At 42.2% G+C, this 24055-nt stretch carries 31 protein-coding genes and 1 tRNA gene; 7 read left to right on the top strand and 25 right to left on the bottom strand.

Annotated elements, in window-relative coordinates; all coding sequences use genetic code 11:
• Positions 1–34: 34 nt before the first annotated feature.
• From HMPREF2626_RS06250 to HMPREF2626_RS06225, 6 genes are all read right to left on the bottom strand, one after another.
• On the bottom strand, positions 35–1234 hold the full coding sequence (locus HMPREF2626_RS06250; protein WP_070618892.1) for a coenzyme F420-0:L-glutamate ligase: 1200 nt from the start codon (positions 1232–1234) through the stop codon (positions 35–37).
• A 97-nt stretch (positions 1235–1331) separates the two neighbouring features.
• Positions 1332–2534: an enoyl-ACP reductase FabV gene (fabV, locus tag HMPREF2626_RS06245; RefSeq protein WP_210382801.1), complete on the bottom strand. Its 1203-nt coding sequence runs from the start codon at positions 2532–2534 to the stop codon at positions 1332–1334.
• 62 nt (positions 2535–2596) lie between these two features.
• Complete coding sequence (locus HMPREF2626_RS06240; protein WP_070618889.1) at positions 2597–3265, bottom strand: YoaK family protein; 669 nt, start codon at positions 3263–3265, stop codon at positions 2597–2599.
• A 10-nt stretch (positions 3266–3275) separates the two neighbouring features.
• A complete protein-coding gene (locus tag HMPREF2626_RS06235) occupies positions 3276–3575 on the bottom strand; it encodes a DUF4298 domain-containing protein (protein ID WP_067975055.1) in 300 nt (99 codons plus the stop codon).
• 128 nt (positions 3576–3703) lie between these two features.
• Entirely contained in the window at positions 3704–4786 is a 1083-nt protein-coding gene (rlmN, locus tag HMPREF2626_RS06230) for a dual-specificity RNA methyltransferase RlmN (protein ID WP_070618886.1), read from the bottom strand.
• Between the two features lie 143 nt (positions 4787–4929).
• On the bottom strand, positions 4930–6078 hold the full coding sequence (locus HMPREF2626_RS06225) for an MFS transporter (protein ID WP_070618883.1): 1149 nt from the start codon (positions 6076–6078) through the stop codon (positions 4930–4932).
• 218 nt (positions 6079–6296) lie between these two features.
• Between HMPREF2626_RS06225 and HMPREF2626_RS06220 the strand changes: the two genes are divergently transcribed.
• Both HMPREF2626_RS06220 and HMPREF2626_RS06215 read left to right on the top strand, forming a co-directional pair.
• A complete protein-coding gene (locus tag HMPREF2626_RS06220; protein WP_070618880.1) occupies positions 6297–7568 on the top strand; it encodes an amidohydrolase family protein in 1272 nt (423 codons plus the stop codon).
• Positions 7569–7775: 207 nt separating this feature from the next.
• Positions 7776–7848, top strand: a tRNA-Lys gene (locus HMPREF2626_RS06215).
• A gap of 200 nt (positions 7849–8048) precedes the next feature.
• On the opposite strand, the gene HMPREF2626_RS10030 is transcribed toward HMPREF2626_RS06215, so the two are convergent.
• The 18 genes from HMPREF2626_RS10030 to HMPREF2626_RS06130 form a co-directional block, all read right to left on the bottom strand.
• Entirely contained in the window at positions 8049–8369 is a 321-nt protein-coding gene (locus HMPREF2626_RS10030) for a hypothetical protein (RefSeq protein WP_070817322.1), read from the bottom strand.
• Positions 8370–8462: 93 nt separating this feature from the next.
• Positions 8463–8882, bottom strand: coding sequence for a hypothetical protein (locus HMPREF2626_RS06205; RefSeq protein ID WP_070618875.1), 420 nt, complete (start codon positions 8880–8882; stop codon positions 8463–8465).
• Between the two features lie 89 nt (positions 8883–8971).
• Positions 8972–9358: a type II toxin-antitoxin system HicB family antitoxin gene (locus tag HMPREF2626_RS06200; RefSeq protein WP_070618872.1), complete on the bottom strand. Its 387-nt coding sequence runs from the start codon at positions 9356–9358 to the stop codon at positions 8972–8974.
• A 31-nt stretch (positions 9359–9389) separates the two neighbouring features.
• On the bottom strand, positions 9390–9581 hold the full coding sequence (locus HMPREF2626_RS06195) for a type II toxin-antitoxin system HicA family toxin (protein WP_070618869.1): 192 nt from the start codon (positions 9579–9581) through the stop codon (positions 9390–9392).
• A gap of 223 nt (positions 9582–9804) precedes the next feature.
• A complete protein-coding gene (locus tag HMPREF2626_RS06190) occupies positions 9805–10236 on the bottom strand; it encodes a DUF1492 domain-containing protein (protein ID WP_141744597.1) in 432 nt (143 codons plus the stop codon).
• A 394-nt stretch (positions 10237–10630) separates the two neighbouring features.
• A complete protein-coding gene (locus HMPREF2626_RS06185) occupies positions 10631–11575 on the bottom strand; it encodes an ATP-binding protein (protein WP_070618863.1) in 945 nt (314 codons plus the stop codon).
• Entirely contained in the window at positions 11575–12507 is a 933-nt protein-coding gene (locus HMPREF2626_RS06180; protein WP_070618860.1) for a phage replisome organizer N-terminal domain-containing protein, read from the bottom strand. Before HMPREF2626_RS06180 ends, HMPREF2626_RS06185 begins: the two co-directional genes overlap by 1 nt.
• Positions 12471–12770 (bottom strand): hypothetical protein, encoded by a 300-nt coding sequence (locus HMPREF2626_RS06175; RefSeq protein WP_070618857.1) that lies wholly within the window; start codon positions 12768–12770, stop codon positions 12471–12473. The genes HMPREF2626_RS06180 and HMPREF2626_RS06175 overlap by 37 nt, the downstream gene beginning before the upstream one ends.
• Positions 12771–12860: 90 nt before the next feature.
• A complete protein-coding gene (locus tag HMPREF2626_RS06170) occupies positions 12861–13058 on the bottom strand; it encodes a hypothetical protein (protein WP_070618853.1) in 198 nt (65 codons plus the stop codon).
• A 220-nt stretch (positions 13059–13278) separates the two neighbouring features.
• Positions 13279–13578 carry a hypothetical protein gene (locus HMPREF2626_RS06165; RefSeq protein ID WP_070618850.1) on the bottom strand — a complete coding sequence of 100 codons (300 nt, stop codon included), beginning with the start codon at positions 13576–13578 and terminating at the stop codon, positions 13279–13281.
• Positions 13579–13591: 13 nt separating this feature from the next.
• Entirely contained in the window at positions 13592–13885 is a 294-nt protein-coding gene (locus tag HMPREF2626_RS06160; protein WP_070618848.1) for a helix-turn-helix domain-containing protein, read from the bottom strand.
• A 112-nt stretch (positions 13886–13997) separates the two neighbouring features.
• Positions 13998–14315: a hypothetical protein gene (locus tag HMPREF2626_RS06155; protein ID WP_070618845.1), complete on the bottom strand. Its 318-nt coding sequence runs from the start codon at positions 14313–14315 to the stop codon at positions 13998–14000.
• Positions 14305–14634, bottom strand: a complete 330-nt coding sequence (locus HMPREF2626_RS06150) for a hypothetical protein (protein WP_070618842.1) — start codon at positions 14632–14634, stop codon at positions 14305–14307. The genes HMPREF2626_RS06155 and HMPREF2626_RS06150 overlap by 11 nt, the downstream gene beginning before the upstream one ends.
• 14 nt (positions 14635–14648) lie before the next feature.
• On the bottom strand, positions 14649–14855 hold the full coding sequence (locus HMPREF2626_RS10025; RefSeq protein ID WP_141744596.1) for a hypothetical protein: 207 nt from the start codon (positions 14853–14855) through the stop codon (positions 14649–14651).
• A gap of 112 nt (positions 14856–14967) precedes the next feature.
• Positions 14968–15729: a Rha family transcriptional regulator gene (locus HMPREF2626_RS06145; RefSeq protein WP_070618839.1), complete on the bottom strand. Its 762-nt coding sequence runs from the start codon at positions 15727–15729 to the stop codon at positions 14968–14970.
• Between the two features lie 17 nt (positions 15730–15746).
• A complete protein-coding gene (locus tag HMPREF2626_RS06140) occupies positions 15747–16358 on the bottom strand; it encodes a Rha family transcriptional regulator (RefSeq protein WP_070618836.1) in 612 nt (203 codons plus the stop codon).
• Between the two features lie 23 nt (positions 16359–16381).
• Entirely contained in the window at positions 16382–16699 is a 318-nt protein-coding gene (locus tag HMPREF2626_RS06135) for a hypothetical protein (protein WP_070618832.1), read from the bottom strand.
• 78 nt (positions 16700–16777) lie between these two features.
• The gene (locus HMPREF2626_RS06130; protein ID WP_070618829.1) at positions 16778–16966 is read right to left on the bottom strand and encodes a helix-turn-helix domain-containing protein; all 189 of its coding nucleotides are present in this window, start codon (positions 16964–16966) and stop codon (positions 16778–16780) included.
• A gap of 143 nt (positions 16967–17109) precedes the next feature.
• Between HMPREF2626_RS06130 and HMPREF2626_RS06125 the strand changes: the two genes are divergently transcribed.
• The 5 genes from HMPREF2626_RS06125 (at position 17110) to HMPREF2626_RS06110 (ending at position 23556) form a co-directional block, all read left to right on the top strand.
• The gene (locus HMPREF2626_RS06125; protein ID WP_070618826.1) at positions 17110–17760 is read left to right on the top strand and encodes a helix-turn-helix domain-containing protein; all 651 of its coding nucleotides are present in this window, start codon (positions 17110–17112) and stop codon (positions 17758–17760) included.
• 83 nt (positions 17761–17843) lie between these two features.
• Positions 17844–18014 carry an Arm DNA-binding domain-containing protein gene (locus HMPREF2626_RS10400; protein WP_083294373.1) on the top strand — a complete coding sequence of 57 codons (171 nt, stop codon included), beginning with the start codon at positions 17844–17846 and terminating at the stop codon, positions 18012–18014.
• Between the two features lie 37 nt (positions 18015–18051).
• Positions 18052–19011 carry a site-specific integrase gene (locus HMPREF2626_RS06120; protein WP_168162720.1) on the top strand — a complete coding sequence of 320 codons (960 nt, stop codon included), beginning with the start codon at positions 18052–18054 and terminating at the stop codon, positions 19009–19011.
• 481 nt (positions 19012–19492) lie between these two features.
• Complete coding sequence (locus tag HMPREF2626_RS06115) at positions 19493–20755, top strand: NRAMP family divalent metal transporter (RefSeq protein ID WP_070618823.1); 1263 nt, start codon at positions 19493–19495, stop codon at positions 20753–20755.
• A 299-nt stretch (positions 20756–21054) separates the two neighbouring features.
• Positions 21055–23556, top strand: a complete 2502-nt coding sequence (locus tag HMPREF2626_RS06110; RefSeq protein ID WP_070618821.1) for a G5 domain-containing protein — start codon at positions 21055–21057, stop codon at positions 23554–23556.
• Between the two features lie 83 nt (positions 23557–23639).
• On the opposite strand, the gene HMPREF2626_RS10150 is transcribed toward HMPREF2626_RS06110, so the two are convergent.
• A partial coding sequence (locus HMPREF2626_RS10150; protein ID WP_168162719.1) for an LPXTG cell wall anchor domain-containing protein occupies positions 23640–24055 on the bottom strand: 416 nt, incomplete at its 5' end.

Here is a 24055-nt window from a genome sequence, read left to right as displayed (position 1 = left end):
CATTCAAGTCTGGGCGCAACTGCTCTCACCCTGTTTAGTCCGAGTAATTGTCGAAGTAGCCTTGGATGTAGATGAAGGGGGTGCCTTTGTCGCCGCTGCCGCTGGTGAGGTCGGCTAGGGAGCCGACGAGGTCCGTGATCTGGCGTGGAGTGGTGCCTACCGAGCTGTGGTGGGTATCGCCTTCGTTTTCTTCGTGTTTTTTGATATGCTCACGCATGGCGTCTTCTAGGGCTTGGCCGCTGAGATCGCTGAACTGGTTGTCAGCCAGGTATTTAAGCTTCATCTCATGGGGGGTGCCCGCTAGTCCGTCGGTGTAACCAGGGGAAACAACGGGATCGGCGAGTTCCCAGATATGGCCGACTGGATCCTTGAAGGCCCCGTCTCCGTAGACCATCACTTCAATCGTAGCTCCCGTTTCTTCAGCAATCTGCGCTTGGAGCTCACGAACAAAAGTCATGGCATCACGGGGGAAGAGTTTCAGCGTATTTTCACCGGAGAGATTGGCACCCAGTAGCCCAAATTCTTCATTGTAACCTTCTCCCTGACTAGGCGCTTGGTTGAGAATATTATCGAGACTCAGAACCACTGCTTGGTCATCTGCCTTCTTCAATTCACGTTTCAACCGGTCGCGGCTATGGGTGGTGCAGACCAAGACATCCTGGCTGTAATCGAGGATTGTTTCCACCCGGTTAGAGAAGATAATCTCACATTCTGCCCCTTCGCCTTCCACACATTCCTTATAGAGGGCCACATAGTTTTGACCTGTGAAGGGATGCTTGGGTTGACCAAAAGTTTGGACGAATTCTTCCTCAGTTAATGTCGTCGACCAAGGATTAATATCAGCTTCCTCAAGAGCTTGGTCTGAGATCAGGGCATTGCCCACCTCATCACGAGGATAAGCGAATTGGATCACCACTTTGGACTTGGCCCGGGCGATAGCTTGGAGAATAGGATAGAAGCGGTTGCGGCTGGTAATCGGAAAGACAATTCCAATCGTATCAGAAGTGAATTTCTTGTTGAGGTCTTCTGCGACCGCATCCAGGCTCACAAAATTACCTTGGGCGCGAGCCAAAATCGATTCCGTTACCGCGATAATATCCTTATCTTGAATCTTAAAGCCTTCTTGGTCCGCAGCTTGGACGAGGGTTGCTTTCACAATTTGGGCGAGGTCGTCGCCTTCTTTAATAATAGGCGCACGCAGCCCCCGAACGACAGTACCTAGCAGTCTTGACATGTTCATCATCCTTTTATCAGTCTATTTTATAAAAAACAATACGTCTCCATGATAGCATGTTTTGCCCTCGCCGTGCAGCTTTATTTCAAAAAAAGCGCTAAGCTTCTAGTGCCTTCAAGTCGTCCAAGTCGACTGCTTCTTGACCGTCATCGCCATCGACATCGAAGCCGTTTAGGTTTAGAAATTCGTGCCAGAGTAAGTCATAGGCGGTCAGATCGGTCTTGAAATTTTCGGGCGTGATTTTTTTGATGAGAGCTTCCGTTTGGGCCTGTACCTCGGGATCTAATTCCCAAAGATCGGGACGGAGGCGTCCCTTGTCATCGTAGGCTGCCTGGTTGCCGTAGACCATGTCCCGGTAGATCCGATCCTGGTGCATAATCGGCGTTTCATGAGTCCCGCGCTCAGCCATCACCTTGTAGAGGGCGATGCAATAAATAGGGAAGAAAGGAATTACCGCGCTGGCCTTGGTGGTCACAGCCGTTGCTACAACAACTTGGGCCTTGCCAGCTAAGTCTTCTAACTCTTGATTAATCCAATCTGCCTTCTCATCACAGTCTGCCTTAGCCCGGCCCAAGGTCCCGTCTTGGTAGTAAGAACGGTTGAGCTCACTCCCCAAATAGGAATAAATAACCGTTTGGACCCCTTCAGCCAGAACACCAGCTTCATTGAGCAGCTTGATCCAGCCATACCAATCTTCACCCCCCATGACTTTAACGGTTGCTTCGATTTCTTTCTCACTGGCTGGCTCTAAGACTTCCTCATAGAGTTCTTCTTTCTGCAGGTTAATATTAGGGCCTACGACTTCTTGGCCGATAGATTTGATCGCTGAATGGTAGGTCTCTCCTGTTTCAGGATCCGTCCGCCGACCGGTTGCCAGACTATAAACCACTAAGTCAACTTTTCCACCGAATTCTTCCTTGATGTAATGAATGACGTCATCCTTCAAGGCTTGGCTAAAGGCATCCCCTACGAAATTTTTTGCCACTAAGCCTTCTTTTTCAGCCGCTTGGCGGAAGAAGATATTATTGTACCAACCGGGAGTTCCCAAGTTTTTCTCCGAACGGGGCCCCTTATCATAGGATACGCCGATGGTATCTGCCCCTGCCCCGAAGGCTGTGGTAATCCGTGTCGCTAGACCGTAGCTGGAAGATGCTCCTAAGACAAGGACCTTCTTAGGCCCTTCATAGTGTCCCTGGCTCTTCACATAGTCAATTTGATTCTGGATCTCCTGCTTGAGCCCCATGGGGTTAACGGTCATCAGCACATTGCCCCTTAAGACAGGCTTACTTTCAATTATCATCTCATCACTCCTGATATTATTTTTCTATTAATTATACACAAAAAAGCTGGTCCTGGATAGTTCTAGGGCCAGCTCGTCACTTCAAGCTTATCACGGAAAAAGAAGAAATACCCCGCCACCAGGAGGTCCAGGATACCCGCCACCAACATTTCATGGATAGGCGTATACTGGTCCACCAGAGCCGCAAAGATCCCTCCCGCTAAGAAGCTCCATAAATTATTCAAATGAAAGGTCAAACGCCAGATTTCAATAGGATGGCGGTTGAGCCAGCGGCCGACCATAACACCAATATCTGTCAACAAGCCCGTCATAATCGTTGTGCGGACCGTAATCCCCCGATAAGAGAACCGCATACCATTCTGAAAGCCTAGAGAAAAAGCGGTCAAGACTAAGAGAAGGCCAGCTGGCAAATCTAGCCAGGGTGTCGCCAGCCAGAGGAGCCCAAAGCCCGTCAGAATAGCCGTATAGCGTAAGCGCACCGCTGAATCATCATGGGGATAACAGAAACCACTGAAGATGGTCCCCATAAGAAAGGCCAAGACAACGGACAAGGTCTCCACCAAGGCAAAATTATTCTGCTGGACAATCAATATCGGAATATTAGTTAGCGAGCCCGTCTGCCCCGCCAAGGTGGTCGCAAAATGAATAATCATCGTCACATTAATATAGCCTGCCAAAAAACGCAGGAATAAGACCGACCAATAATTCGCTTGTCTGCTTTCGCTGGTCACATCCCACCTCCTAGGCTAAAAGGTCGCGGGCCAAGTCGAGAAGGGCCAAGGCAATCCGGTGCTTGTCGACTAAACAATCATAGACCCCATCTTCGCTCAGAACCTGGTAGGTCAAGTCCTCAGGCATGCCTCCAGCCTCATAGGCATCAAAATCGTCAAACCATTCTTCGCTCCCATAATAAGCTTCGAGGGCCTCTAATTGAGGCTTGATCGCTTCAAATTTAGCCAGATCTTGGTCAAAATCTTCAAAAAAGGATTGAATTTCCTTCAAGTGACTTTCCATCTCTTGGATGCGTTCTATAGCTGGCATTTTTTACTTCCTTTCTGCTGGGCTAGACAGAGACTGAAACAAGAACTCCGTCCTCTTTAAAAATAACGACTCGTTAAGCAAAAATCTGTTCCAGTGATTCAAGCCTAAGTGCCTTTTGTCACTGGCTCCTAGGCCTTTTCTCTTTGCCGACGTTCCCGGCGTTTGCGTTCATACTGGCTGCGCAATTGGCCACAAGCGGCTTCGATTTCCGTCCCGAATTCTTTGCGGACTACACAGTTGATATTATTTTGCATCAAGACATCGAAAAACTTGGTGATGGCTTCTGGCTTGGACCGGCGGTAGGGGTTTTCTGGTACCGGATTATAGGGAATCAAGTTAACATAAGCTAATTTGCGCATGGGTTTGAGAAGGTCTGCCAACTCTTGCGCATGCTCTGGCCGGTCATTGACGTCATCAATCATAATATGCTCGAAGGTCACCCGGCGATTGGTCAGGTCGGTATATTCATAGATAGCATCGAAGAGCTCTTCCATGGGATACTTGCGGTTGATCCGCATCATTGATGACCGGACCTCATTATTGGAGGCATGGAGGGAAACCGCTAAATTGACCTGGATGCCTTCACGGGCAAATTCGCGAATCTTAGGGGCCAGGCCAGACGTTGACACGGTAATGTGGCGGGCACCAATAGCTAGTCCCTTGTCATCATTCACAATGCGAAGGAAGCGCATCACGTTGTCATAATTATCGAAGGGTTCCCCAATCCCCATCACCACAATATGGGAAACCTTCTCGCCCTCCCCGCGGGCATCGAGATAGCGTTGGATGTACATAATCTGGGCCACGATTTCACCTGTCGTCAGGTCCCGCTGTTTAGGCAAGAGGCCTGAAGCGCAGAAACGGCAGCCGATATTACAGCCAATTTGGGTCGTCACACAGACCGACAAGCCATAGTGGTGGTACATTAGAACCGTTTCAATCATCGACTGATCCGCTAATTGGAAGAGGAACTTGGTCGTCCTGTCCTCAGCCCGCTGAACAATTTCTTCTTTTAAAGGGCTGAAATTAAATTGGTCTTCCAAAGCTTGTCGCAGGTCTTCGGAAAGATTGGTCATTTCCGCAAAACTCCCTACCCGTTGGCGGTAGAGCCATTGCCAGATTTGTTCCGCGCGAAAAGCTTTCTCGCCCATTTCCACTAAGCGTTCTTCCATTTCCTTTCGCGTCAAACCATAGATTGATTCTTTTGTCATGAACTGTCTTACTCCTTTTTTTAAATCCTTCTAAATTTCTTTTCCATTATAACATGAACTTTACTGATAGCTAGGCTGTCTTAATAAAGTTTAGACCAATTACCTAACAAAAAAGACTGGCCATAGAGGCGCAGTCTCTTTCATTAGGCGAGGTATTTTTTTGCTGATAAACTGATCGCTAAGCCCAGGATCAGGAGGAGCAAGGCCATGACCACAATCGCTGCTGAAGACGAGGAGGCAAGTAACCAGCCGCCAACTGTTGAGCCAATCATAATCGAGAAGTTAAAGGCGGCTGACTGGAGCGAAGTCGCCACAGCTGTTCCCTGGCTCACCTGACGGGTCACTGCGGTTTGGAAGAGGGTCACCAAGGCACCGAAGCCCAGCCCCCATAGGATAAAGGCCAGGAGGTGGACACCCGTGCTTGACACAAAGTAGAAGCAGGCCATAGCCAAGGCCGCACTGCCTAGCATGCCCGCACAGACCCAGCGCAGGTAATGGTCAATAAAGATCCCGGCTATAACAACAGATAGAATCGATCCCAGCCCAAAGAGGATTTGGGCTAGACCAATACCTGGATAATCGATAGTCTTCACTAAGTTGGTAATGTAGGTATAGACCCCATAGTTGGCAACGACTGCAAGAACGGTCAGGAGGACAACGAGGAGGACGCCCTTATTCTTCAACATGGTAAGAGGGGAGTTCGAGCGAGACCGCTTCTCACCAGGGACATGGGGCAAGAAGGTCTGGCAGAGGAAGGCCACCCCTGCAATAAAGATTGCCATCACAATAAACTCTAAGTGGAAAGAAAAACGGGTCCCGATCCAGGTCATCAAGGGCAAACCCAGGCTCATACCGACTGTTGTCCCAGCCATGATCACAGCGACCGCCTTGCCCTGGTCTTCTGCTTTCACCAGGCTCATTCCGTAGGCAGAAATCATGGGCCAAAGTGCACCCGCACAGACCCCTCCTAAGATACGCGCGAGGACAGCCAACCAATAAATCGGTAGGAGCCCAATGACGAGATTGGCTAGGCAAAAGCCGATAAGGAGCAGCATGAGGAGCTTCTTTCGGTCCCATTCAACCGTTGCGGAAATAATGGGAATACCGCAAAAAGCTGAAGCAATAGCATATTGGCCAACAAAACCTCCCGCTTGTGCCTCTGTAATCCCAAAACCTTCCGCCATCTGAGGTAAGACACCCGAAGGCATTAATTCCGACAAGATGGCCATAAAGGTAATGCTTGCCATCAAAATAAAAAGTGGCCATGAAAAGCCCGTTCTTTGTTGATGCATATTTTTCGTCCTTTCATCTCTTTACTTAAGGCTCATTATAGTTTAAGCAAATGCTTTGGCAAGCCCCAAAATAGCTTTTCCTGTGCGAATCTGAGCAAGAATTCATGTTCTCATGTGAATTGGCGCGCTGGCTAGCTAAAGTCAACCCTAAGACTTGATTTAAATGAAAGAAGACCTTAAGCTAGGTTATAGATATCATTACAGGAGGTAATTATAAGATGTCAAAAAAATTTATTAATGCGTGTATCTATAAGCACGATGATGCATCTGAAATCTTAGTTGAAGATGGAAAAATCAAAGCTATTGGGACAGAGCTCGGCTCAGCTGACGAAACGATCGACTTAGGAGGTCGCCTCGTTCTTCCTCCATACGTTGACTCCCACTTACACTTGGACTACTACTTCACGGGTCAAGATCCTAAGGTGAAGAATGAATCAGGCACCCTTTTTGAAGCCATTGACTTATGGAACGACTACAAGAAAGGTACCAGCAAGGAAGAAATGAAAGAACGGATCCGCCAAGCTGTTAAAGACGTGGCTGCTTACGGCACCCAATTCATCCGTGCCCAAACCGACTGTACCGACCCTAACCTAACGGGTATCAAGGCCGCTCTCGAAGTCCGTGATGAATTAAAGGATAATATCACCATCCAAGTTGTTGCCTTCCCCCAAAACGGGATGTATTCCTATGAAGAAGAAGGCAAGACGGGCCGCGACTTAGTTGAAGAAGCCCTTCAATTAGGGGCTGATTGTGTGGGTGGGATTCCTCACAATGAATGGAGCCGCCAAGACGGTATGGAATCGATTAAGGAAATTGTCCGCCTGGCCATTAAATATGACAAATTGATCGACGTCCACTGCGACGAAACCGATGACGACCAAGCTCGCTTCCTCGAACTTCTCAATGCAGAAGCTATGAAGCAAGGCTACGGCCATGAAACCACAGCTTCCCACACCTGCTCATTCGGTTCCGTTAACGATGCCTACGCCTTCCGCATGATGGGCCTCTTCCGTCAATCTGGCTTGAACTTTGTTTCCTGCCCTACCGAAAACCTCTTCCTCCAAGGCCGCCAAGACACCTATCCTAAACGCCGTGGCCTGACCCGGGTGAAAGAATTCGTCGACAATGACATCAACGTGGCATTCGGCCAAGACTCCATTGTTGACCTCTGGTACCCTGCTGGCTCTGGTAACATGATGAATATCCTAGACAACGGCATCCACGCCACCCAGCTCATGCGCGAAGAAGACTTCCCACGCAACTTTGATTTGATTACCTACAACGGGGCCAAATTAATGCAAGTGGAAGATGTCTATGGTTTGGATGAAGGGAAACCTGCCAACTTTATCGTCCTCGATGCCCCAAGCGCCTATGAAGCCCAACGCTGCCGGGTAGAATGCCTCGCTTCCATCCGCAACGGCGAATATCTCTTCGAAAAAGCGCCTCGTGAATACCGGACTGACTTAGACATCGATCGCAAAACCAAATAAGACTGTTAAAGTATAAAAATCAGCCAGGCCCAAATGAGGGCTTGGCTTTTTTAGCCTTTATTTTTCCTGCAAAAAGCCGCTAATCCAACAAAATCGCTACTAGCCGAAGTCCCCCCAAAAATTTTTTGAAAAAATTAGCGAAAAAGGCTTGAAATTTTCCTCAAACAGGCGTAAGATATATTTATCGTCATTAAGCGATAACGACACGGACCGTTAACTCAGTTGGTAGAGTAGCGGACTCTTAATCCGTCTGTCGAGAGTTCGAGCCTCTCACGGTCCATTGAAGTGTTTTAGACGATAACAAAATCGCCTAAAAACGTTGATATAATAGCATTCTTCGGAAAGCAAGAAATGCTTAAAAGCGGAACCCTCTAGATTTTATCTAGAGGGTTTTCTAGAGGGATTTAAACGTGATTGAAGACTCAAATTGATTTTTTAATCTGCCCCCACCGCTAAATTAGTAAGTCAGCACCTATTAAATTAGGTGCTTTTTTTGTATTCATTTTGATTCATCATAACAAGTTTTAACAGGTTGCTGGCATCACTCAACCCCCTAGAAAACATGTCAGGTTTTGTCAGGTTCTTCCCGTCCACCTTTTTCCACCATTTTCTAAAATAACATTGGGGTTTTATGAGGCTCTTCATGCTGGCTAGTAACATATAGGCTCCCCTTTTTAAGGGGGCCGAAAAGGCTATTTTTAAGGTGTCTGTTTTGTCCGATTGCTCTTTTAGGGGTGCCGATTCCGCTGATTTTGTTGCATTGGTAATAGCAAGGCCTTTAATATTTCTTACCCTTTTCACTCGATTAGCTCACGATTATCAAGAGATAGGAATGCATTTATAACAACATTTCTAATGTCTTTTCTAGAGATAATCTAGAGATAGCTCGCACGATTATTTTCTAACAATTAATTCATCTTCACCCTGCCACAAAATTGCAAAGTTTAATTTAGCCTCTCTTAGTTGCCGATAGAAAGAAGATGTTGCATAGCCTTCCCCCATTGCTAAGCCTTCTAGTGTCATTGTCTGTGGCCAAATGTAACGCTGGTTGATTCTCCTGGCTTCAATATCGCTAAGAAGGTCTATAGTGTTATGGATAGCTTCAAGGCCCCGCCCTGCTATGTCCCTTAATTCAACCGTCTTAAACATGGTTTCGTCCCCTTGCACCTTCTGGGGACCTGGCACATACTCATAACTTGAAATAATTTGCGGGCCAATCCCCATTATTCGCTTGCATTTGTGATAGTCGTTTAATACCCCTTCAAAGTTCCTTAACGTTGCTTCTTCATTAAGCTTTACACCTATTTCACTCATCTTACACGCTCCCTATTCAGAATTTATTTTTATTATAACAAAAGAGCCAACTATAGTTAGCTGGCTCTTTTTCTACAAGGTTTATTTGATTAGTGGATTCCTAATTCTTCTTTTAGGGCTGTTTGTAGAACGCTAGAAAAGTTCACCGATTGGGCTTCAGCACTATCATTCAACCATTTAGGAATAGTCAATGTCTTCTTAACAGCTTGATTGCTGGCACGGTCTAAGATTGGGGCTAACCACACATCAACAAAAACGACTCTGCCATCTTCGGCAATAATATTCATGTTTGCTTCTGGGAAGTCGATTCCTTTTTTAGCATAAACGGTTAATGTGCCTTCTAACACGTCCTTCGCATTAATAATAGCTTCTTCAAAGCTTTCCCCATCAGTAAAACAAGCTTCAAAATCAGGAAATTCAGCATAATAAACATTATCTTCTTCCGTGATGACACAAGGATAAATAACTTTTTTCATGGTGGGCCTCCTCTATAGAAGGGACTCAGGGCTAAAACTTCAGCCCTGTAATCCGTTCAATACTCGTTAAAGTTCCGGAAGGTATATCCTTCTTATTACATTTCACGGGGCACATTTTACCATCTTTAACATAGATTTCATGAGAACCTGTTGTATGGTCAAGTTGCCAGCCCGCTTTTTTCATCACTTTAACGACTTTTCTGTAAGGTTTTGTTTTAGACATGTCTAACCTCCTTACACTTATTATTATACGTATTATTTATACGTATGTCAATTAATTTAGCTATTTGCTAAGTTCATTAATCTATATCACCTTTAGAATCCATTTTATCGCTCAAAAACCTATTAGTTAATCAGCTACACAAAGTTAAAAGACAACAGTAATATATTCCCCTTGCTGATTATATAAACATCAATTTAAAGCTTAAAGCCGCTTCTCACTCATTTTAATATTCAAATCGGGCCATCGCCTCTAAAAAACTATCCGCATTATCAAACTTCTTAGCCTTTTCTCTTGATTCGTGATGCTGTTCCTCATCTTCCCTAGGAGATAGCTTTTCTATCTTTTCGAGGCCCGTTTTAAGCTTCCGTTTTACCGTTCTTGTACAGCAGGCATTAAGCTCGGCTATCTCATCAACCGCTAGCCCGCATAAATAGTAATCACTCAAGCAAGCACGCTCTTTTGTGTCTGAAAGTTGGTCAAAGATATCTAGGGCCAAGAATTGTAAGTTCAAATATTCATCAATTGCCCGCTTTAGTTGTTCTTTCATTGTCATCAAAGTAACAAGATTTTCATCATATGACTTGCTGGGAGAACTGGTAACTCTAACACCGTCTAAATAGGTCTTGCCCATAAGCCCCGCTTCTGCGATTTTCATTTTTCCAACTAAATTAGTCACATTTCACTTTGAATACTTACACCTTTTAATTATTTCAACATCTCTAACGGTCATTATGGCCCCCTTACACATCACCTAAGATAACTAATTAAAATCATTTTTAAGCGATAATTACATCAGCTTTATCGCATAGCTATTTAGAAGCTATTTTATCACTTAGAATCATATCAAATAATAGATATTAAAGCATTTTAAGCCCATTTATCCCTCTTCCCCCCTGATCAATATATTATCGCTAAATAAATCGCCTGAATCCATGGAGAGGGAAGAGTCCCCACTCCTCGGTCTCCCGCCACTCACTTAAAAATTATCTTTTCTGGGGGGGTTAAAACAAAAAATGTGACTAACTAGAAGCGTCAGCCACATGAATTTATTAATATTTGTTTCTTCTATTTCTGCCATACGCCTGTACCTCAACGGCCAGGGCATTGATTCGGTCAAGTGTCCGCCTGGCTCTCTCCTTGCTTATTTTCTCATCTTGATTATTGTTATTAGGAGAGATTAAACGGCTGGCATATTCCATAATCGTTAGGTTAGAGGTGAAACAAGTCAACTTATGCTGTTTGTATCGCTCCTTAATAATTGGGTGCAAAATATCTTCTAATCGATAGGCTGTTAAGTTCTCCGCCCCAATATCATCAAGGACTAAAAAATCAACTTCCTTGTAATAAGTTATGATTTCATCCACTCGCCAATTGTCTTTTCTTAATTGGGTTAATATCTTGTTAAACAAGTCAGCAACTTCAATAATCGCTGCACTAGCGCCCTTGAGATTAATTTCTTTGACTGTTGCTGTTAACAAGTAAGATTTACCAATCCCAACGCCACCAACTAACCAAATTCCTTTTTGTTTTTTCTTAGGCTCAAACTCTTTAATCAAGTCAAGACAAGCGCTATAAGCTTCCTGTCTCCCCATGTCATTTAAATCATATTCGGCAATATTGGCCATCTGATTATCAAGGCTCATGTTGCTAATATCTAACTTGTTTTTCCATTTTTTGCGAGTTACCTTTTCTTGATAAACGGGGTCAAATGAATATCTAATAACTATTTGATTGTTTTCGATTTTTAAATGTGGAACATATTTTTCTGATTCATCACGATTTTTTATAAACTCTCTGAATGTTGGTAGAGCTTTTTGAAGCATGTCATCGTCTAAAACTTCTCGACAAGACTTGATAAATTGTTTAATGTCTGGGTCTGCTAGGGTCTCTTGCTTAACTTGGGCATGAAAACTGTCTATATCCTTACCTAGCAAGGTCTTTTTTAACTTTGCTGGCACGTCTAGGGCCTTAACCATCTCTTTAATTCCGCTCATTAGATTTCACCTCTCATAAAAGCATTAAACTCTTCTTTAGTTTCAAAATGTCTTTTCTCTTCAGGCTGATTATTCGACTGATATTTCTTGTGTTGTCGTTCCCTCTCAACCCGTTCAGCTTCTGCCTGGTCAACACTTGTAATATTGTTATTCGTCCAATTCGTTAAAATAGTCATGGCATACTTAAAGGGACTTCTTGAGCCAATAGCTCGCTTAAATGCATGGATAACTAGTTCTTCATTCGTTTCTTTCGCCCAATGCTGAATCTCTTGAACCATGTTCGGGGTAACTATTCCATAGTTCTGTTGATAGTAATCAATAGCAGATTGGCCAATTACTTCGGGCATGCTATCATCATCATCATCCGATTTTGATTTTTTTGTTTTTTCTGCTTTACTATATAATTTATTCTGTTTAGATGATGATGATGACTCTATATCTAAATTAACTCTATCTCTATCTATATCTCTGGTGGAGTTTTGTCGGATATTTGTCGGGACATTTGTCTGGTCGTCTGTCTGGTCATTTGTCTTATTTTTTTTCAAAGCTTCTTTCTCTGATTCGATTCTGGCCCGATATTCTCTTTTTCTATCAGCTTCCGTTGAAGATTGGCCAATAAAATTTTGAATATCTGAAATAAAGATTGCGCCATTATCTAAAATTTCTATTAATTCCAACTCTTTAAAAGCTTCTATTGCCCGCTCAACGTCCTGTTGTCTATGTCGTGTAATTTTGGCAAGTAAAGAAGGGCTATAGGGAATCCTTGAATTAAATGTTAATTTCCCTTCTCCTTTTAAACTTCTCAAGTAAAGTTTAAGCAGAATGTTGCAATACTTATATCCATCTTGCATGTCCTCAAGGATAATGATTGCTGGGTCTTCAAAAAAGTTTTCCTTTAACTTAAGGTAATAATATTTTCTGTTATCTGCCACAATGAACCTCCTTTAAGGTTTAATTTATAATAGCCATCATCTGTTAGCTCAATAAGCTCTATTCTGCTGAATAGTAGCATGGCTTCCGCCACTGTTTCTATAGGCATAGTAGTTAATTCTGAAAGTGTCTTAAAATCAAATCTCTCTGAATCGTCATTAAGGAACTTAGTTAAATCCCCACCATCTTTTACAGTTATCAAGCAAAGTTTCAAGATTCTTTTTCTTATAAAATAGGTTTTGTTGAACGCTTCCCCAAGTCTCATTAAACAAGGCTCTAACTTTCGTTCAGTTCATCATTTCCACGGTAAAAGCACGCTTGTAGCTTTGCCACGTCTAATACATAACTTCTCCCTTTACTCATCTGAAAACCCGCTCTCTTTAGCTTCCTTACATTCGGCAACTTGAATAATGAAACGGTCAATCTCTATTGTTTCTGGCCATAGCCAATCAAATAGTTTGGGAAACTTTTTCGCTAGGTCAGCCCTAACCGTATAAGTAAACATTTTGGCGACAAAATAAGCCATCCTTAATCTATATTCATTTTTCGTCATAGTGCATTCTCCTTGTTAAATCTATATTTGTTTTATGAACTATTTATAGTTCAATTCCTCCTAAATACAAAAAACTGTATTTCAATCATTAAGAAGAATTGCTTACCTGCGCTTAAATTGATATACTATAAACAAGTCGGGCGCTATGGTGGTAGCTCCCTATATTGCTTATCTGGCGGTAAGCAAGACTTCTTTTACTCAGACTTATGGGGTCTTTTCCTCATAAGTCTTTTTTTATTCCTAATCTTTCTAAAAATTCGGGGAGCTCCTTTAAGTCATCGCAAAAATCTAAAACTAATAGAATGTTGGTGAAATCTTCGTTAAAATCACTAAGAAATTCAATGAAGTTCTTGTTAGATTCCTCTAAGCTGGTAGCTAAACGCTGATTGTAAGATTCACTTTCTCCAATTGCTAAAAGCCCTAATTCATCAATCAATAGTTGTTGTTCAATCATTATTTGTAATTCCCTTAGTCGTTGCCCTAGGGCTTTACATTGTGAAGATGTTAAATTATTTTCCAATGAGAAATCTCCTTTATTGGTATGGGTGTGCTCTGATAAAGTCATTTAATACTTTCCGTTCAATGTAAATCTTGTTGCCTAACTTGCTAAGGGGTAAGCCTAATTGTTTGTGCCAATTCTCTATGATAGTGTTTCGGCTGGTACTGTACATCTTCGCCACTTCGTCAATTGTCAACATCTCCCGTGTTACAGCACAATCCCGCTTAGCTTCTTCCATGGCATCACGGTAAATATAGATTAGTGATGCTTTGAGCTGGTTGTTAAAGTCCTCGGGCAACTCAAACTGTAGAACATTGTTATTTACCATTGTTAAACCTTCTTTCTAGCCTTCAATAGGCAATTGAATATAAATACCTTGCTTAGGTTGGTGAGTTGAATATTATTGATAGTTAGTCATTGCTGTAGGCAAATATGGCATTCTATGACTCGATACCGTGAACATTTTTGAGTAGGCGTTTTGCTGCCTGCTCTTTTTGTTCTTCGGTCAGCTTTCTTGGGGCCTGTACTGAAACACTACCTTCAATCTCCCCTTCAATGGCTATCAGTTTTCCACTGTCTTCGTGGTAGACCTTGCGACTCGTCACATCATCACTCGGGATAATTTTGTCTTCCCACTTCCTGGCATGGGGGCCGTGGTCAGTATAAATAAACCACTTCTTTAAATAAGGGTCGTAAGTAATAATTGTTTCTGCTTCCGTTCTAGGAACTGATTGGCCCTGGCTGATATTAAATTCCATCTTCTTCCACCTCTTCGGGGGTTTCTTGTGATTGTTTAAAAACTAACTCATCTAATACATCAAGTGAGAAACCTGTTTCGTTAATTGAATCGGCTAAAATTTCGGCAAGGCTCTCCAACCTTGCTAGTTCTTCGGCACAACTGAAAGCATATTCGATAAGCTCATTTTCTTCCCATTCCACTAAGTCAGTGCAATCAATATCTTTATTACCTAATCTATCTTTAAGGATATTAACAAGCGCTCTTGATTCAGCGCTGTTTGATTTAGCTCTTGTAATTTCCATAGTCACATCAATTAAATTAGTTTCTTCTGATTTCATAATTAAGATTCCTCCTATTTGCTGTAAATTTCGTCTGCTTGAACAATTTCTTCCCCTGTCACCTTCTCATAGTGCTGGGCCTGTAAGTAATAATCATCATTCCCCGCCTTGTAGCGTTCTAGGTAAACATGGTTGCTATAGGCCAGCAAGCCATATAGAAACAAGAATATTGTTGCCATACTGCCTATAAATACCCCTAAGCCCCTAAATATTGTCTTCATGCTCTCACCTCCCTTCAGTAGTTAATCGATTGGTTACTAGTATTATGTGTTTTTTGAGTGTTTTTGCCTGTTTGCCCTCGCTATTCGTCTGGTCAGTGAAGGGCATTTTTTATTAGTTAAAATTGGTTTTCATACTATCAATATCTAACAAAATCGACTTAGAACGGTCTGTATAGGAACTTGGCAAGTAGTTTCTGGCCACCGCTAGGACATAGTGCAAGTTATATTTCTTACGCTGGGCGCAATACATAATAATTTCCTCGAACTTTAGCAAGTGAAGCTTTCTAGCAATATCCCTCAGTTCCTTCAGCCCGTCCACCGTGTAATAATTGTTTAGGTTGAAGCCATGGGCCAACATGATATTAATCACCGCAAACACGTATCTATCCTTGTAGGGCGGTTGTTCATCATTAAAGGGGTCTTCTAGGATGGGCAATTCTCTAAACTCTTCAAAGAACGTTTTTTCTTCCTCTGGTTGACTGCTGGGCGCCTCAAGCTCGGCTTTCATTCGGTTAAATTCGTTGATATAGGCTAACTTGAATCTTAAAGCGGTTAATCCTGTATAGCCCATCACCAAGAGAACAAAGCCGTCTTTAGTCATGTAGTAAAAAGAGCGTTTTTCTCCTTTTGCGTCTTGGTAGCTATCTTTATAAAATAGATTTTCGAATTTCAACAAATCCATATTTGGATTGGTTGAATTTAACGAATCCAAACTTGGACCGTCCTCAGATTCCATTGAACAGACTCGGTCAAAATTTAATTTGAGTGTTTTAATATCTCGCATGACATGAAAATGTTTTTTATTAAATACTTCCGCAATCTGTAGACTGCTAACAACTAGTTCATTACCTAGCTCTAAAATGTTGTAATTCATGGTGGTTGCTCCTTCTTTTACTTCATCACTTGATTCTTAATTTCTTGGTAAGTAAGCCCTTGATTAAGGTACATAATGATTCGTGTTGCTTGCTCTCTGTACTTGGTTAATTCGTCCCCGTCCATTAGGTCAAGGGCTGGGATGCTCTTGCTGGCACTCTCTCGCTCCCTTAGCTTCGTTGTACTAATGCCCGTTACTGAACGACAAAGCAAGTCCCCAATATTGCTATAGGAAAAGGCGTTCATATGCTCCCAATTCTTGATAGCTTCATTCAGTTCCTTATGGATAACCTTTTCTATTTCTCGCTGAACTTCAAAATGCTTAATCTGTTCTCGCATTTGGTAAAACTCTTTAACAAGGGCTTCTTTAAATTCGATAACTTTAGGGGTATTCCGCATAAAAGTTATTAATAATGTCGCCTGGGACTCATTCAGCTTGTAATCTTTTTCTTTTTGGCCACTTTCTGAAGCTTGGATTTTAAATCCAACCTTGCCAAATTTATTTAGGCTAGATTTATGTTTTCTTATAAGTCGTGTAACAGTATGGTGTTGCACTTCAGCACATTCGGCCACTATCGAACTTAATGTATATGGGGCTTCTTTGCCGTTCTCTAGATAAACTAATTGCATGGTGGTAGCTCCTTACGTGATGCCTAACTAACTGGCCAAGTGTCGGCTTTTTCTTTTAAAATCGTCAATACTCGCATTTCTTCTTTTACCTGGGCTTCATAGCTGGCAATGAAGGCATGTAATTCATCCTCATCACTCACTAAGTAATAGCCTTGTGGGGGTGTCCTGCTCGCTCCTATCAATAGGCCCTTAGCCCGCATAGAAGCAATCAGCTCCCTAAAATCTCGAACAGATAAAGGATTCTTACACAATGAACATAGCGTACTGGCGGTTTTCGCTTGCTCTCGGCCTGCTGGTAGTAGGTCAAAGACTTCCTTTTCTGCTCGGGTCAGTTCTTCCATTTCTTCACCTCCTAAAAAGGTTCTGTTTTGTCAGTAGGTGTTACATACAGACTTACTAATTCAGCCGTGGGGGCTTATTTATTTTCCTAGTAATTCATCAAATGTTACATTTAAAGCTTTTGCAATTTTCATAATCGTTTCCACTTTAGGGTTAGCCCGTTCATAATAAATACTCGTAAGAGTGGTTTTTGATAATCCAGTCAAATTATGTAAGTCTGAAACGGTCATCCGCTTTTCAGCTAGTAGAATTCTTAATTTATTCTGCATTTTTATCCCTCCTAACTAAAATAACAGTGTAGTCTGTTATCAAATACAGATTACACTGTTATTTCATTATTGTCAATACTCGATAATATATTTTAGACTACTGTTATTATTTAGTGTATAATGGCAAAAAAGGAGGAATAGAAATGATAAGAAATAGGCTCTCTATACTTATGGCAGAAAGAGATTTAAAAATTGCTGATATGCACGAACTCACTGGAATATCAAAAACCACTTTAACGGCTTTGGCAGATAATAAAGGAAAAGGCGTCCAATATGACACCGTTGATAAAATATGTAATGTCTTAGGAGTTACACCATCTGATTTTTTTGCCTATGAACCTTACATTTTCACCTTCAAAAGAGATGAAAAAGGAATTATTTTAGTAGTAACTACAAAAGAAAAAACAAAAGCCCATTATATCGATGTTTCTATTAATTTGCCTGATGAATATGATTTCCCTTTAGACAACTATTTAAAATATTCTCTTGATGTACATATAACTAATGAATTAGAAGATAGAGAAGAATTTTATACAATGCTTGATTCCTTATCAACTTCTTTTAAAACAAGTATTCTTTCGAAATTTATTCGTTTAGCTAAAGAAATGGTAAAAGAGAAATTTGAAGTCGGAGCTAATAATATTGCATATTTTGATATTGAAAATAGAGAAACCAAATACAAAGAAGTTACTTTAAAAAAAGGCGATTTAATTTTAATTCAATTGTTTCCTTGGGCTTCCGACGTAGTTGGAACAACGGATATTGAAAAAACAAAAATTTGGAAGTTTGAATAAAATACACCTTATAAAATCTTAGTACCACCAACCTAGCATACACACTTACTAATTCAGCCGTGGGGGCAAATTTAGGAAGGAAAATGTTAGATATGGCAACGTATGAAAGATATGCAAATTCTAGGGGTGAATTTTGGTCAGTCCGTGGCTATCTCGGCATTGAAGAAGCGACTGGCAAACAAAAGACCCTAAACAAGCGAGGATTTAAGACAAAAAAAAGAAGCACAAGACTATTACAAGCGTTGTCAGCTTGAGTTTGACAACGGCATGAGTCATGTGCTTTCTAAGAATATGAAGTTTATTCAAGTATATCATGAGTGGGTAGAGATTTATCAAAACAATGTTCAAGAATCCACTTTGTCAAAAGTTCAAGATACGTTTAGGCTTCATATTCTGCCAGCGTTCGGGGATTGCCTTATTCATAAGATAACGCCCCAACTCATTCAAGAAGAATTAAACGCCTGGCACAAACAATTCAAGGGCTACCGCAAGACCTATAGCTATTTTAAGCGAGTGATGAAATTTGCCTATAGTCGGGGCTACATTCAAGAATTAGTAACTGATAAAGTCATCACGCCTAAGAAACGGCTTAAATATGAATGTGACAAAAAGGATAATTATCAATTCTACAACGTTGAAGAGTTGCGCCAGCTCATGAAAATCCTTGAAGCGGAAGAAAGTCGCAAATGGCATGCTTGCATTCGCACCCTGGCCTATACTGGGCTACGGCGTGGGGAGATTCTAGCGCTCACTTGGAACGACATTGATTTCACTAACAAAACATTGACCGTTGATAAGGCTGTCGGTCAGTGTAACGGCAATGACCTTTATATTAAAGAACCCAAGAATGAAAACAGCTATCGCACAATCAGCGTTGACGACATCACTTTGAACGTTCTTAGGCGCTGGCGGGGTGAGCAAAGTCAATGGCTATTAAAATTTGGCTTTAAGCCCCTGGGCAAGCATCAACTTGTATTCAACAACACTAAAACTAATGGATTAATGAACCTAACCGCCATCTATACCGCCTTTAAGCGTATATGTGAGCAAAACAACTTTAGATTTATCAAGATTCACGGGCTAAGGCATACACATTGTTCCTTGCTCTTTGAGGCTGGTGTTCCCATGAAAGACGTGATGCAACGCCTGGGACATGGGGACGTAAAGACCACCATGAACATATATACTCACGTAACAGAACAATCCGAACGCAAAAGCGCCCAACTGTTTGCAAGATATGCTAATTTTTAGTAAATCTAGAGGGATAGCTAGAGGGATTGGGAAAATAAAAAAATTAACATTCTAGAAAGTCCGCTATATCAACATTTCAAGCACTTTATAAGGTGTTTAATAATGGACCCTCTCACGGTCCATTGTCTATAAATAGCGTGATAACAAGCATTTGTAAGCCTTGTTGTCACGCTGTTTTTTATATTTTTAAATTTATGTACGAGATTTTGCACGATTCAAAGTCTTTCTTTTTTACTTAAACTGGAGGAATCTCTAGAGTCATTAACACATTTATGCTTTTTTAATGACTACTGAGATGGTAAAAGTTTTTAATTATTTAGAGCCAAGTCCCCCATTTCAAATCTTTCGTTATCTCCAAACATTTTGAAGATATGTTAGCGCTTTGAAACAAATCCTACCCTTGTTTTCAGAAACTTTTTTCTATATACTTTAGAAACTCATTCAGATTATTCTGAAAATTTAACCGATAGGAGAAATGATTATGTCACAAGTCGTTACAACAAGTCAATCTACCTGGGCTAGCAAGGTCAAAGCCATGGGGCCAGGTATCCTCATGGCTTCGGCTGCGGTGGGTGGGTCCCATATTGTATCCTCTACCCAAGCCGGTGCTTCATATGGTTGGTCGCTTTTATTCCTCGTTATCTTGGCCAATATCTTCAAATACCCCTTCTTCCGTTTTGGCGCGGAATATACAGCCGAAACGGGTAAAACTCTCGTTGAGGGTTATGCTGAGAAGGGCAAATTCCATCTTTGGGTCTTCTTTATCCTAAATGTCTTCTCCGCCTTGGTCAATACAGCAGGGGTGGCTATTCTATGTTCAGCTATTATTGCCAGTGCCTTCCCTATGATTAATCTAACTATTACCCAGTGGTCCATTATCCTCATCGCCCTCATCTGGGCCATGCTCCTCTTCGGGGGCTACAAGTTACTCGATGGGATGGCCAAGTGGATCATGTCCGCCCTCACCATTGCCACTGTCCTAGCCGTTATCATCGCGGCCATTGAGCACCCTGAATACAGTGCAGACTTTGTAGAACGGACCCCCTGGCAACTAGCCGCCCTCCCCTTCATCGTGTCGCTGGTCGGTTGGATGCCCGCACCGATTGAAATCTCAGCCATCAACTCGCTCTGGTCAGCAGAGAAGCGGAAGAGCGTTGACTTCAACACCGAAGATGCCCTCTTCGACTTCAACGTGGGCTATATCGGCACCGCCATCCTGGCCGTCTTCTTCGTTGCCCTGGGTGCCCTCATCCAATACCCTACCGGCCAAGCAGTAGAAGCTGCCTCCGCCAAATACATCTCCCAGTTTGTGGGCATGTACGCCTCCGTCCTCGGTGACTGGTCCCGCTACTTGATCACCTTCATCGCCTTTCTCTGCATCTTTGGCACAGTCATTACCGTTATCGACGGTTACTCCCGGGTCAACGAAATTTCCCTGCGCTTACTCCTTAATAAAAAAGAAGCCGGTCAAAATTCTCTGAAGATCTGGATGACCCTGACCGCCATCATCGGTTTAGTGCTTATCCAATTCTTCGCAGGTCAGGTAGCCACCATGCTTCGCTTCGCCATGATCGGGTCCTTCCTCACCACCCCCTTCTTTGCTCTCTTGAACTATATCCTCGTCACCCGCGAAAACAAAAACCTTCCAAGCTGGTTGAAAATCTTAGCTATCCTCGGTTTAATTTTCCTCTTTGGTTTCGCCCTCTTCTTTGTCTATGCCCTCCTTATTGGTCAGGCAGGCTAAGTTTCTAAATTCCTATAAATTCTGTAAGCAGTTAGCTGCCCCAAGTGAAAACTTAAGGGCAGCTTTTTTTATGCCTATTGACTCTTTAGCTCAGTTTAGCTTGACTATGCTGAACATGTCATTAATCTAAGAAGTCTAGCCCCAAAAAGGCCTAGGCTGGTATTTTCTCTCATATTGAGAAGAAAAGAAACGATTCAGGAGTGAAAAACAACTGTTTAGGCTATTATCGGTTATATAGGACAAAGTAATGATATGCTGAGCTTATAAATTTCATTATTTATTTGGAGGTATGAAAGAACATGATGAAGAAGAAGATGCGTAAATTTGCCCAGCTTGGTCTGATCAGTTTAGCTAGCCTTAATGCTCTAGGTCCTAGTATTCTTGGTTTAGGCCTTGAACCTGCTCAGGCTGCCAAACCGACCACTAAGCAAAATCAGCCAGCCGCCTCAGCCAGCCAATGGAAGGCTAATAGTGTTCAAAAAGTCAAAGAACAAATTCAAAAGGAAAAATTAGTTGATGGTTACTACATTGTTAATTGGGGAGATACCCTATCAGCCATCTCAGAAGCGACCAATATAGCGATCGAAGACCTGGCCCAAGTCAACCAAATTGAAGATGTTGATTTAATTTTTACCGGTCAGCGCCTTCTCATCGATGCGGATAAAATTAATGCCATGCTGAAAAATGGTGAGCGTGTCTCAAAACAGGAGCGGGATAAATTCCTGGCCCTGGTTAATCCCTACAAGAACAGTTCCCTAGACTATCAACAGAAGGAAGACGGGACCCGCCAAGGGATTAAGGAAAAAGGTTACGGCTATGGTCCACAAAAAGAAGTGGCCTTCCGCACCAAGGATAATGTTATTATCCCAGCATCCAGCCTTAGAGCTCAAACAAGTTCTTTAGAGCATGACTCAATGGAAGCGCCTAGTCTAACAGAGAAGCCAAAAGAAAATCGACAAGATCAAGAGAATCTACCAAGTGGACAGGCAGTAAGCGAAAAACCTTCTGAAGATAAATCCCACACGCCTTCAAACAAAGAAAAAGAAGAAAAACCTTCAACCACACCAAGTAACGAAACAATTGATGGTCCAAGCGTGGATAAGGGGAATGAATCAATCCATACACCAAGTGATAAAGACTCTTCTCAAGGTGAAACAACAATCACCATCCATGACGAAGAAGTCCCTACAGAAGACGGAAACGCCGTTACTCCACCACAGGACACCCCATCCACCCTCATCCCCGGTGAACCAACAATCATCAACGAGGATACCCACGAGGAAATCATTCCAGGTGACCCTCAAGTTGTTCCAAACCCCAACTACACAGAACCTGAACAACCTGTAGTTGATCCCGAAAATCCAGATGAAGAAGTTGTTCCGACAACACCACCTTCAACTGAACCTGAGTTTATCGAAGTACCTAGCGAACCAACAGTGAAACGAACGACCACAAAAGTCTCTGAAAAGACAGATGTGATCACCGCTCCTGTTCGTTACCTAGCAGATCCTAACCTTCCAGAAGGTGAAGAGCGTGTTGGACAAGAAGGTCAAGATGGTTTTGTGACAACGCAAATCACCCAAACCCTTACAGATGGTGTCGTCGTATCCGAAACCTCCAAAGAAATTAATCGCCAAGAACCCGTTGCCACGATCATCTATTACGGGACCAAAGTTAAAGACCAAGTGACCGTTAAAACTGAAAGCCACGATACCCTTATCAGGCATGGCATCCGTTATGTCAAAGATGACAACTTAGAACAAGGGAAAGAAATTGTTGCCCAAGAAGGCGTTGACGGCAAGGTTACTAAAACCTATCGGGTGACTTATACCAACGGCGTAGAAAGCCAACGTGAACTCATTGATGAAAGCCGAACAGAACCCATCGAACAAGTTGTGCGTTATGGCACTAAGGTGAACCAACCGGCGCCACAACCTGAAGACAAGCCAACACCAAAACCTGAAACTAAAACAAGAGGCTATGGCAATGTTAACGTGGGCGATACCTTCACACAAGTTGTTGGTGACCCTTACCACTTAGAAAATGGTGAAGTGACCGATAAAACAGTTTATGATATTAAAATCACAAACAAAACCGGCGATTTTGCAAATATGGCAATTGATGAATTTAAAAAGGCTTATACACCAGAAGAACGTTATGAATTAGCCAAAAACAACGATGACTATAATCACCTTCCACAAATTTCATATATTGCTAAAAATCGTAACACAGGAGAAACTCACGATGGTGTTGCCTGGGGTCTTGTACCAACAGATGAAACCATCGAAGCCTTTAACAACTATCAAATCATTGATATTGATTTGCTCAATGAAGAATTTGCTAACTTAATCAACGCACGCCGAAAAGAATTAGGGTTGAGTCAAGTTACTTACGATCCAAAATTAAGAAAACCGATCGACAATACAACAAATCAATTAGCAGAAATTGGAACAATTCGTATTAACGGAAAATCTCATAGTTTAATTGACGGCTCAAAATCTTTAAACCAATATGGAAACCTACTCGCAAACGAAAACATTTTACAAACATGGGCGAGAGACTATCCAATGTTAACAAGTGAAAAAGCATTAGCTAAAGAATTTTATACACAATGGATGTCTTCACCCGGTCATAAAGCAAACATTGAAACATCAGGAGACATGAAATATATTGCGTTAGCCACACAAGCTAGTCGTGTAGATAATAACTTTTCTTATTTACTAAACCACAAAGATAAATGGACTGTTATGAACGGAATGCCACTTTATACAGCTATGGTTATGAGCCTAGAAAAATATTAATAATACCTCTCCTTTTGATTTCTATATGACAAAAAGCTGTGCCGCTCAATTAGCGACACAGCTCTTTTTTAGCTTACAAGTTACTATTTCTTTTTCTTTCGATCGAATACCAAACTTCCAACGCCTACAAATAGACTAACTGCAATCGCTCCAGCAGATATACCTGTCACTGCACCTGTTTGAGGTAATCGACCATTAGCTACAATTTGATTTTCTTTTGCTTTATTACGGTCAAATGAAGTCATTTTCTCAGTAATAGCGTAGCCGCCCTTAGCCTTTGAGGTTTCTGAGGTTGGTTCCTCCGGATTAGGGTCTTCCGGTTTTGGATCTTCCGGTTTTGGATCTTCTGGTTTTGGATCTTCTGGCTTGGGATCTTCTGGCTTGGGATCTTCCGGTTTTGGATCTTCCGGTTTTGGATCTTCCGGTTTTGGATCTTCTGGCTTAGGATCCTCTGGCTTAGGATCCTCTGGCTTAGGATCTTCTGGCTTAGGATCTTCTG

The sequence above is a fragment of the Aerococcus sp. HMSC062A02 genome (assembly GCF_001809535.1).
GTDB lineage: Bacteria > Bacillota > Bacilli > Lactobacillales > Aerococcaceae > Aerococcus.
This window is presented reverse-complemented; position numbering and strand designations above follow the sequence as displayed.

What these genes read in the sequence shown, in the direction of transcription:
- HMPREF2626_RS06235 (WP_067975055.1), bottom strand. Translation starts at nt 3,575, where the DNA reads ATGCCAGCTATAGAACGCATCCAAGAGATGGAAAGTCACTTGAAGGAA.
- HMPREF2626_RS06185 (WP_070618863.1), bottom strand. Translation starts at nt 11,575, where the DNA reads ATGAGCGGAATTAAAGAGATGGTTAAGGCCCTAGACGTGCCAGCAAAG.
- HMPREF2626_RS06150 (WP_070618842.1), bottom strand. Translation starts at nt 14,634, where the DNA reads ATGAAATCAGAAGAAACTAATTTAATTGATGTGACTATGGAAATTACA.
- HMPREF2626_RS06195 (WP_070618869.1), bottom strand. Translation starts at nt 9,581, where the DNA reads ATGTCTAAAACAAAACCTTACAGAAAAGTCGTTAAAGTGATGAAAAAA.
- HMPREF2626_RS06155 (WP_070618845.1), bottom strand. Translation starts at nt 14,315, where the DNA reads ATGGAATTTAATATCAGCCAGGGCCAATCAGTTCCTAGAACGGAAGCA.
- HMPREF2626_RS06115 (WP_070618823.1), top strand. Translation starts at nt 19,493, where the DNA reads ATGTCACAAGTCGTTACAACAAGTCAATCTACCTGGGCTAGCAAGGTC.
- HMPREF2626_RS06225 (WP_070618883.1), bottom strand. Translation starts at nt 6,078, where the DNA reads ATGCATCAACAAAGAACGGGCTTTTCATGGCCACTTTTTATTTTGATG.
- HMPREF2626_RS06190 (WP_141744597.1), bottom strand. Translation starts at nt 10,236, where the DNA reads ATGAAAATCGCAGAAGCGGGGCTTATGGGCAAGACCTATTTAGACGGT.
- HMPREF2626_RS06120 (WP_168162720.1), top strand. Translation starts at nt 18,052, where the DNA reads ATGAAGTTTATTCAAGTATATCATGAGTGGGTAGAGATTTATCAAAAC.
- HMPREF2626_RS06125 (WP_070618826.1), top strand. Translation starts at nt 17,110, where the DNA reads ATGATAAGAAATAGGCTCTCTATACTTATGGCAGAAAGAGATTTAAAA.
- HMPREF2626_RS06140 (WP_070618836.1), bottom strand. Translation starts at nt 16,358, where the DNA reads ATGCAATTAGTTTATCTAGAGAACGGCAAAGAAGCCCCATATACATTA.
- HMPREF2626_RS06220 (WP_070618880.1), top strand. Translation starts at nt 6,297, where the DNA reads ATGTCAAAAAAATTTATTAATGCGTGTATCTATAAGCACGATGATGCA.
- HMPREF2626_RS06130 (WP_070618829.1), bottom strand. Translation starts at nt 16,966, where the DNA reads ATGCAGAATAAATTAAGAATTCTACTAGCTGAAAAGCGGATGACCGTT.
- HMPREF2626_RS06250 (WP_070618892.1), bottom strand. Translation starts at nt 1,234, where the DNA reads ATGTCAAGACTGCTAGGTACTGTCGTTCGGGGGCTGCGTGCGCCTATT.
- fabV (WP_210382801.1), bottom strand. Translation starts at nt 2,534, where the DNA reads ATGATAATTGAAAGTAAGCCTGTCTTAAGGGGCAATGTGCTGATGACC.
- HMPREF2626_RS10025 (WP_141744596.1), bottom strand. Translation starts at nt 14,855, where the DNA reads ATGAAGACAATATTTAGGGGCTTAGGGGTATTTATAGGCAGTATGGCA.
- HMPREF2626_RS06175 (WP_070618857.1), bottom strand. Translation starts at nt 12,770, where the DNA reads ATGAGACTTGGGGAAGCGTTCAACAAAACCTATTTTATAAGAAAAAGA.
- rlmN (WP_070618886.1), bottom strand. Translation starts at nt 4,786, where the DNA reads ATGACAAAAGAATCAATCTATGGTTTGACGCGAAAGGAAATGGAAGAA.
- HMPREF2626_RS06110 (WP_070618821.1), top strand. Translation starts at nt 21,055, where the DNA reads ATGATGAAGAAGAAGATGCGTAAATTTGCCCAGCTTGGTCTGATCAGT.
- HMPREF2626_RS06205 (WP_070618875.1), bottom strand. Translation starts at nt 8,882, where the DNA reads ATGAGTGAAATAGGTGTAAAGCTTAATGAAGAAGCAACGTTAAGGAAC.
- HMPREF2626_RS06170 (WP_070618853.1), bottom strand. Translation starts at nt 13,058, where the DNA reads ATGACGAAAAATGAATATAGATTAAGGATGGCTTATTTTGTCGCCAAA.
- HMPREF2626_RS06135 (WP_070618832.1), bottom strand. Translation starts at nt 16,699, where the DNA reads ATGGAAGAACTGACCCGAGCAGAAAAGGAAGTCTTTGACCTACTACCA.
- HMPREF2626_RS10400 (WP_083294373.1), top strand. Translation starts at nt 17,844, where the DNA reads ATGTTAGATATGGCAACGTATGAAAGATATGCAAATTCTAGGGGTGAA.
- HMPREF2626_RS06200 (WP_070618872.1), bottom strand. Translation starts at nt 9,358, where the DNA reads ATGAAAAAAGTTATTTATCCTTGTGTCATCACGGAAGAAGATAATGTT.
- HMPREF2626_RS06145 (WP_070618839.1), bottom strand. Translation starts at nt 15,729, where the DNA reads ATGAATTACAACATTTTAGAGCTAGGTAATGAACTAGTTGTTAGCAGT.
- HMPREF2626_RS06160 (WP_070618848.1), bottom strand. Translation starts at nt 13,885, where the DNA reads ATGGTAAATAACAATGTTCTACAGTTTGAGTTGCCCGAGGACTTTAAC.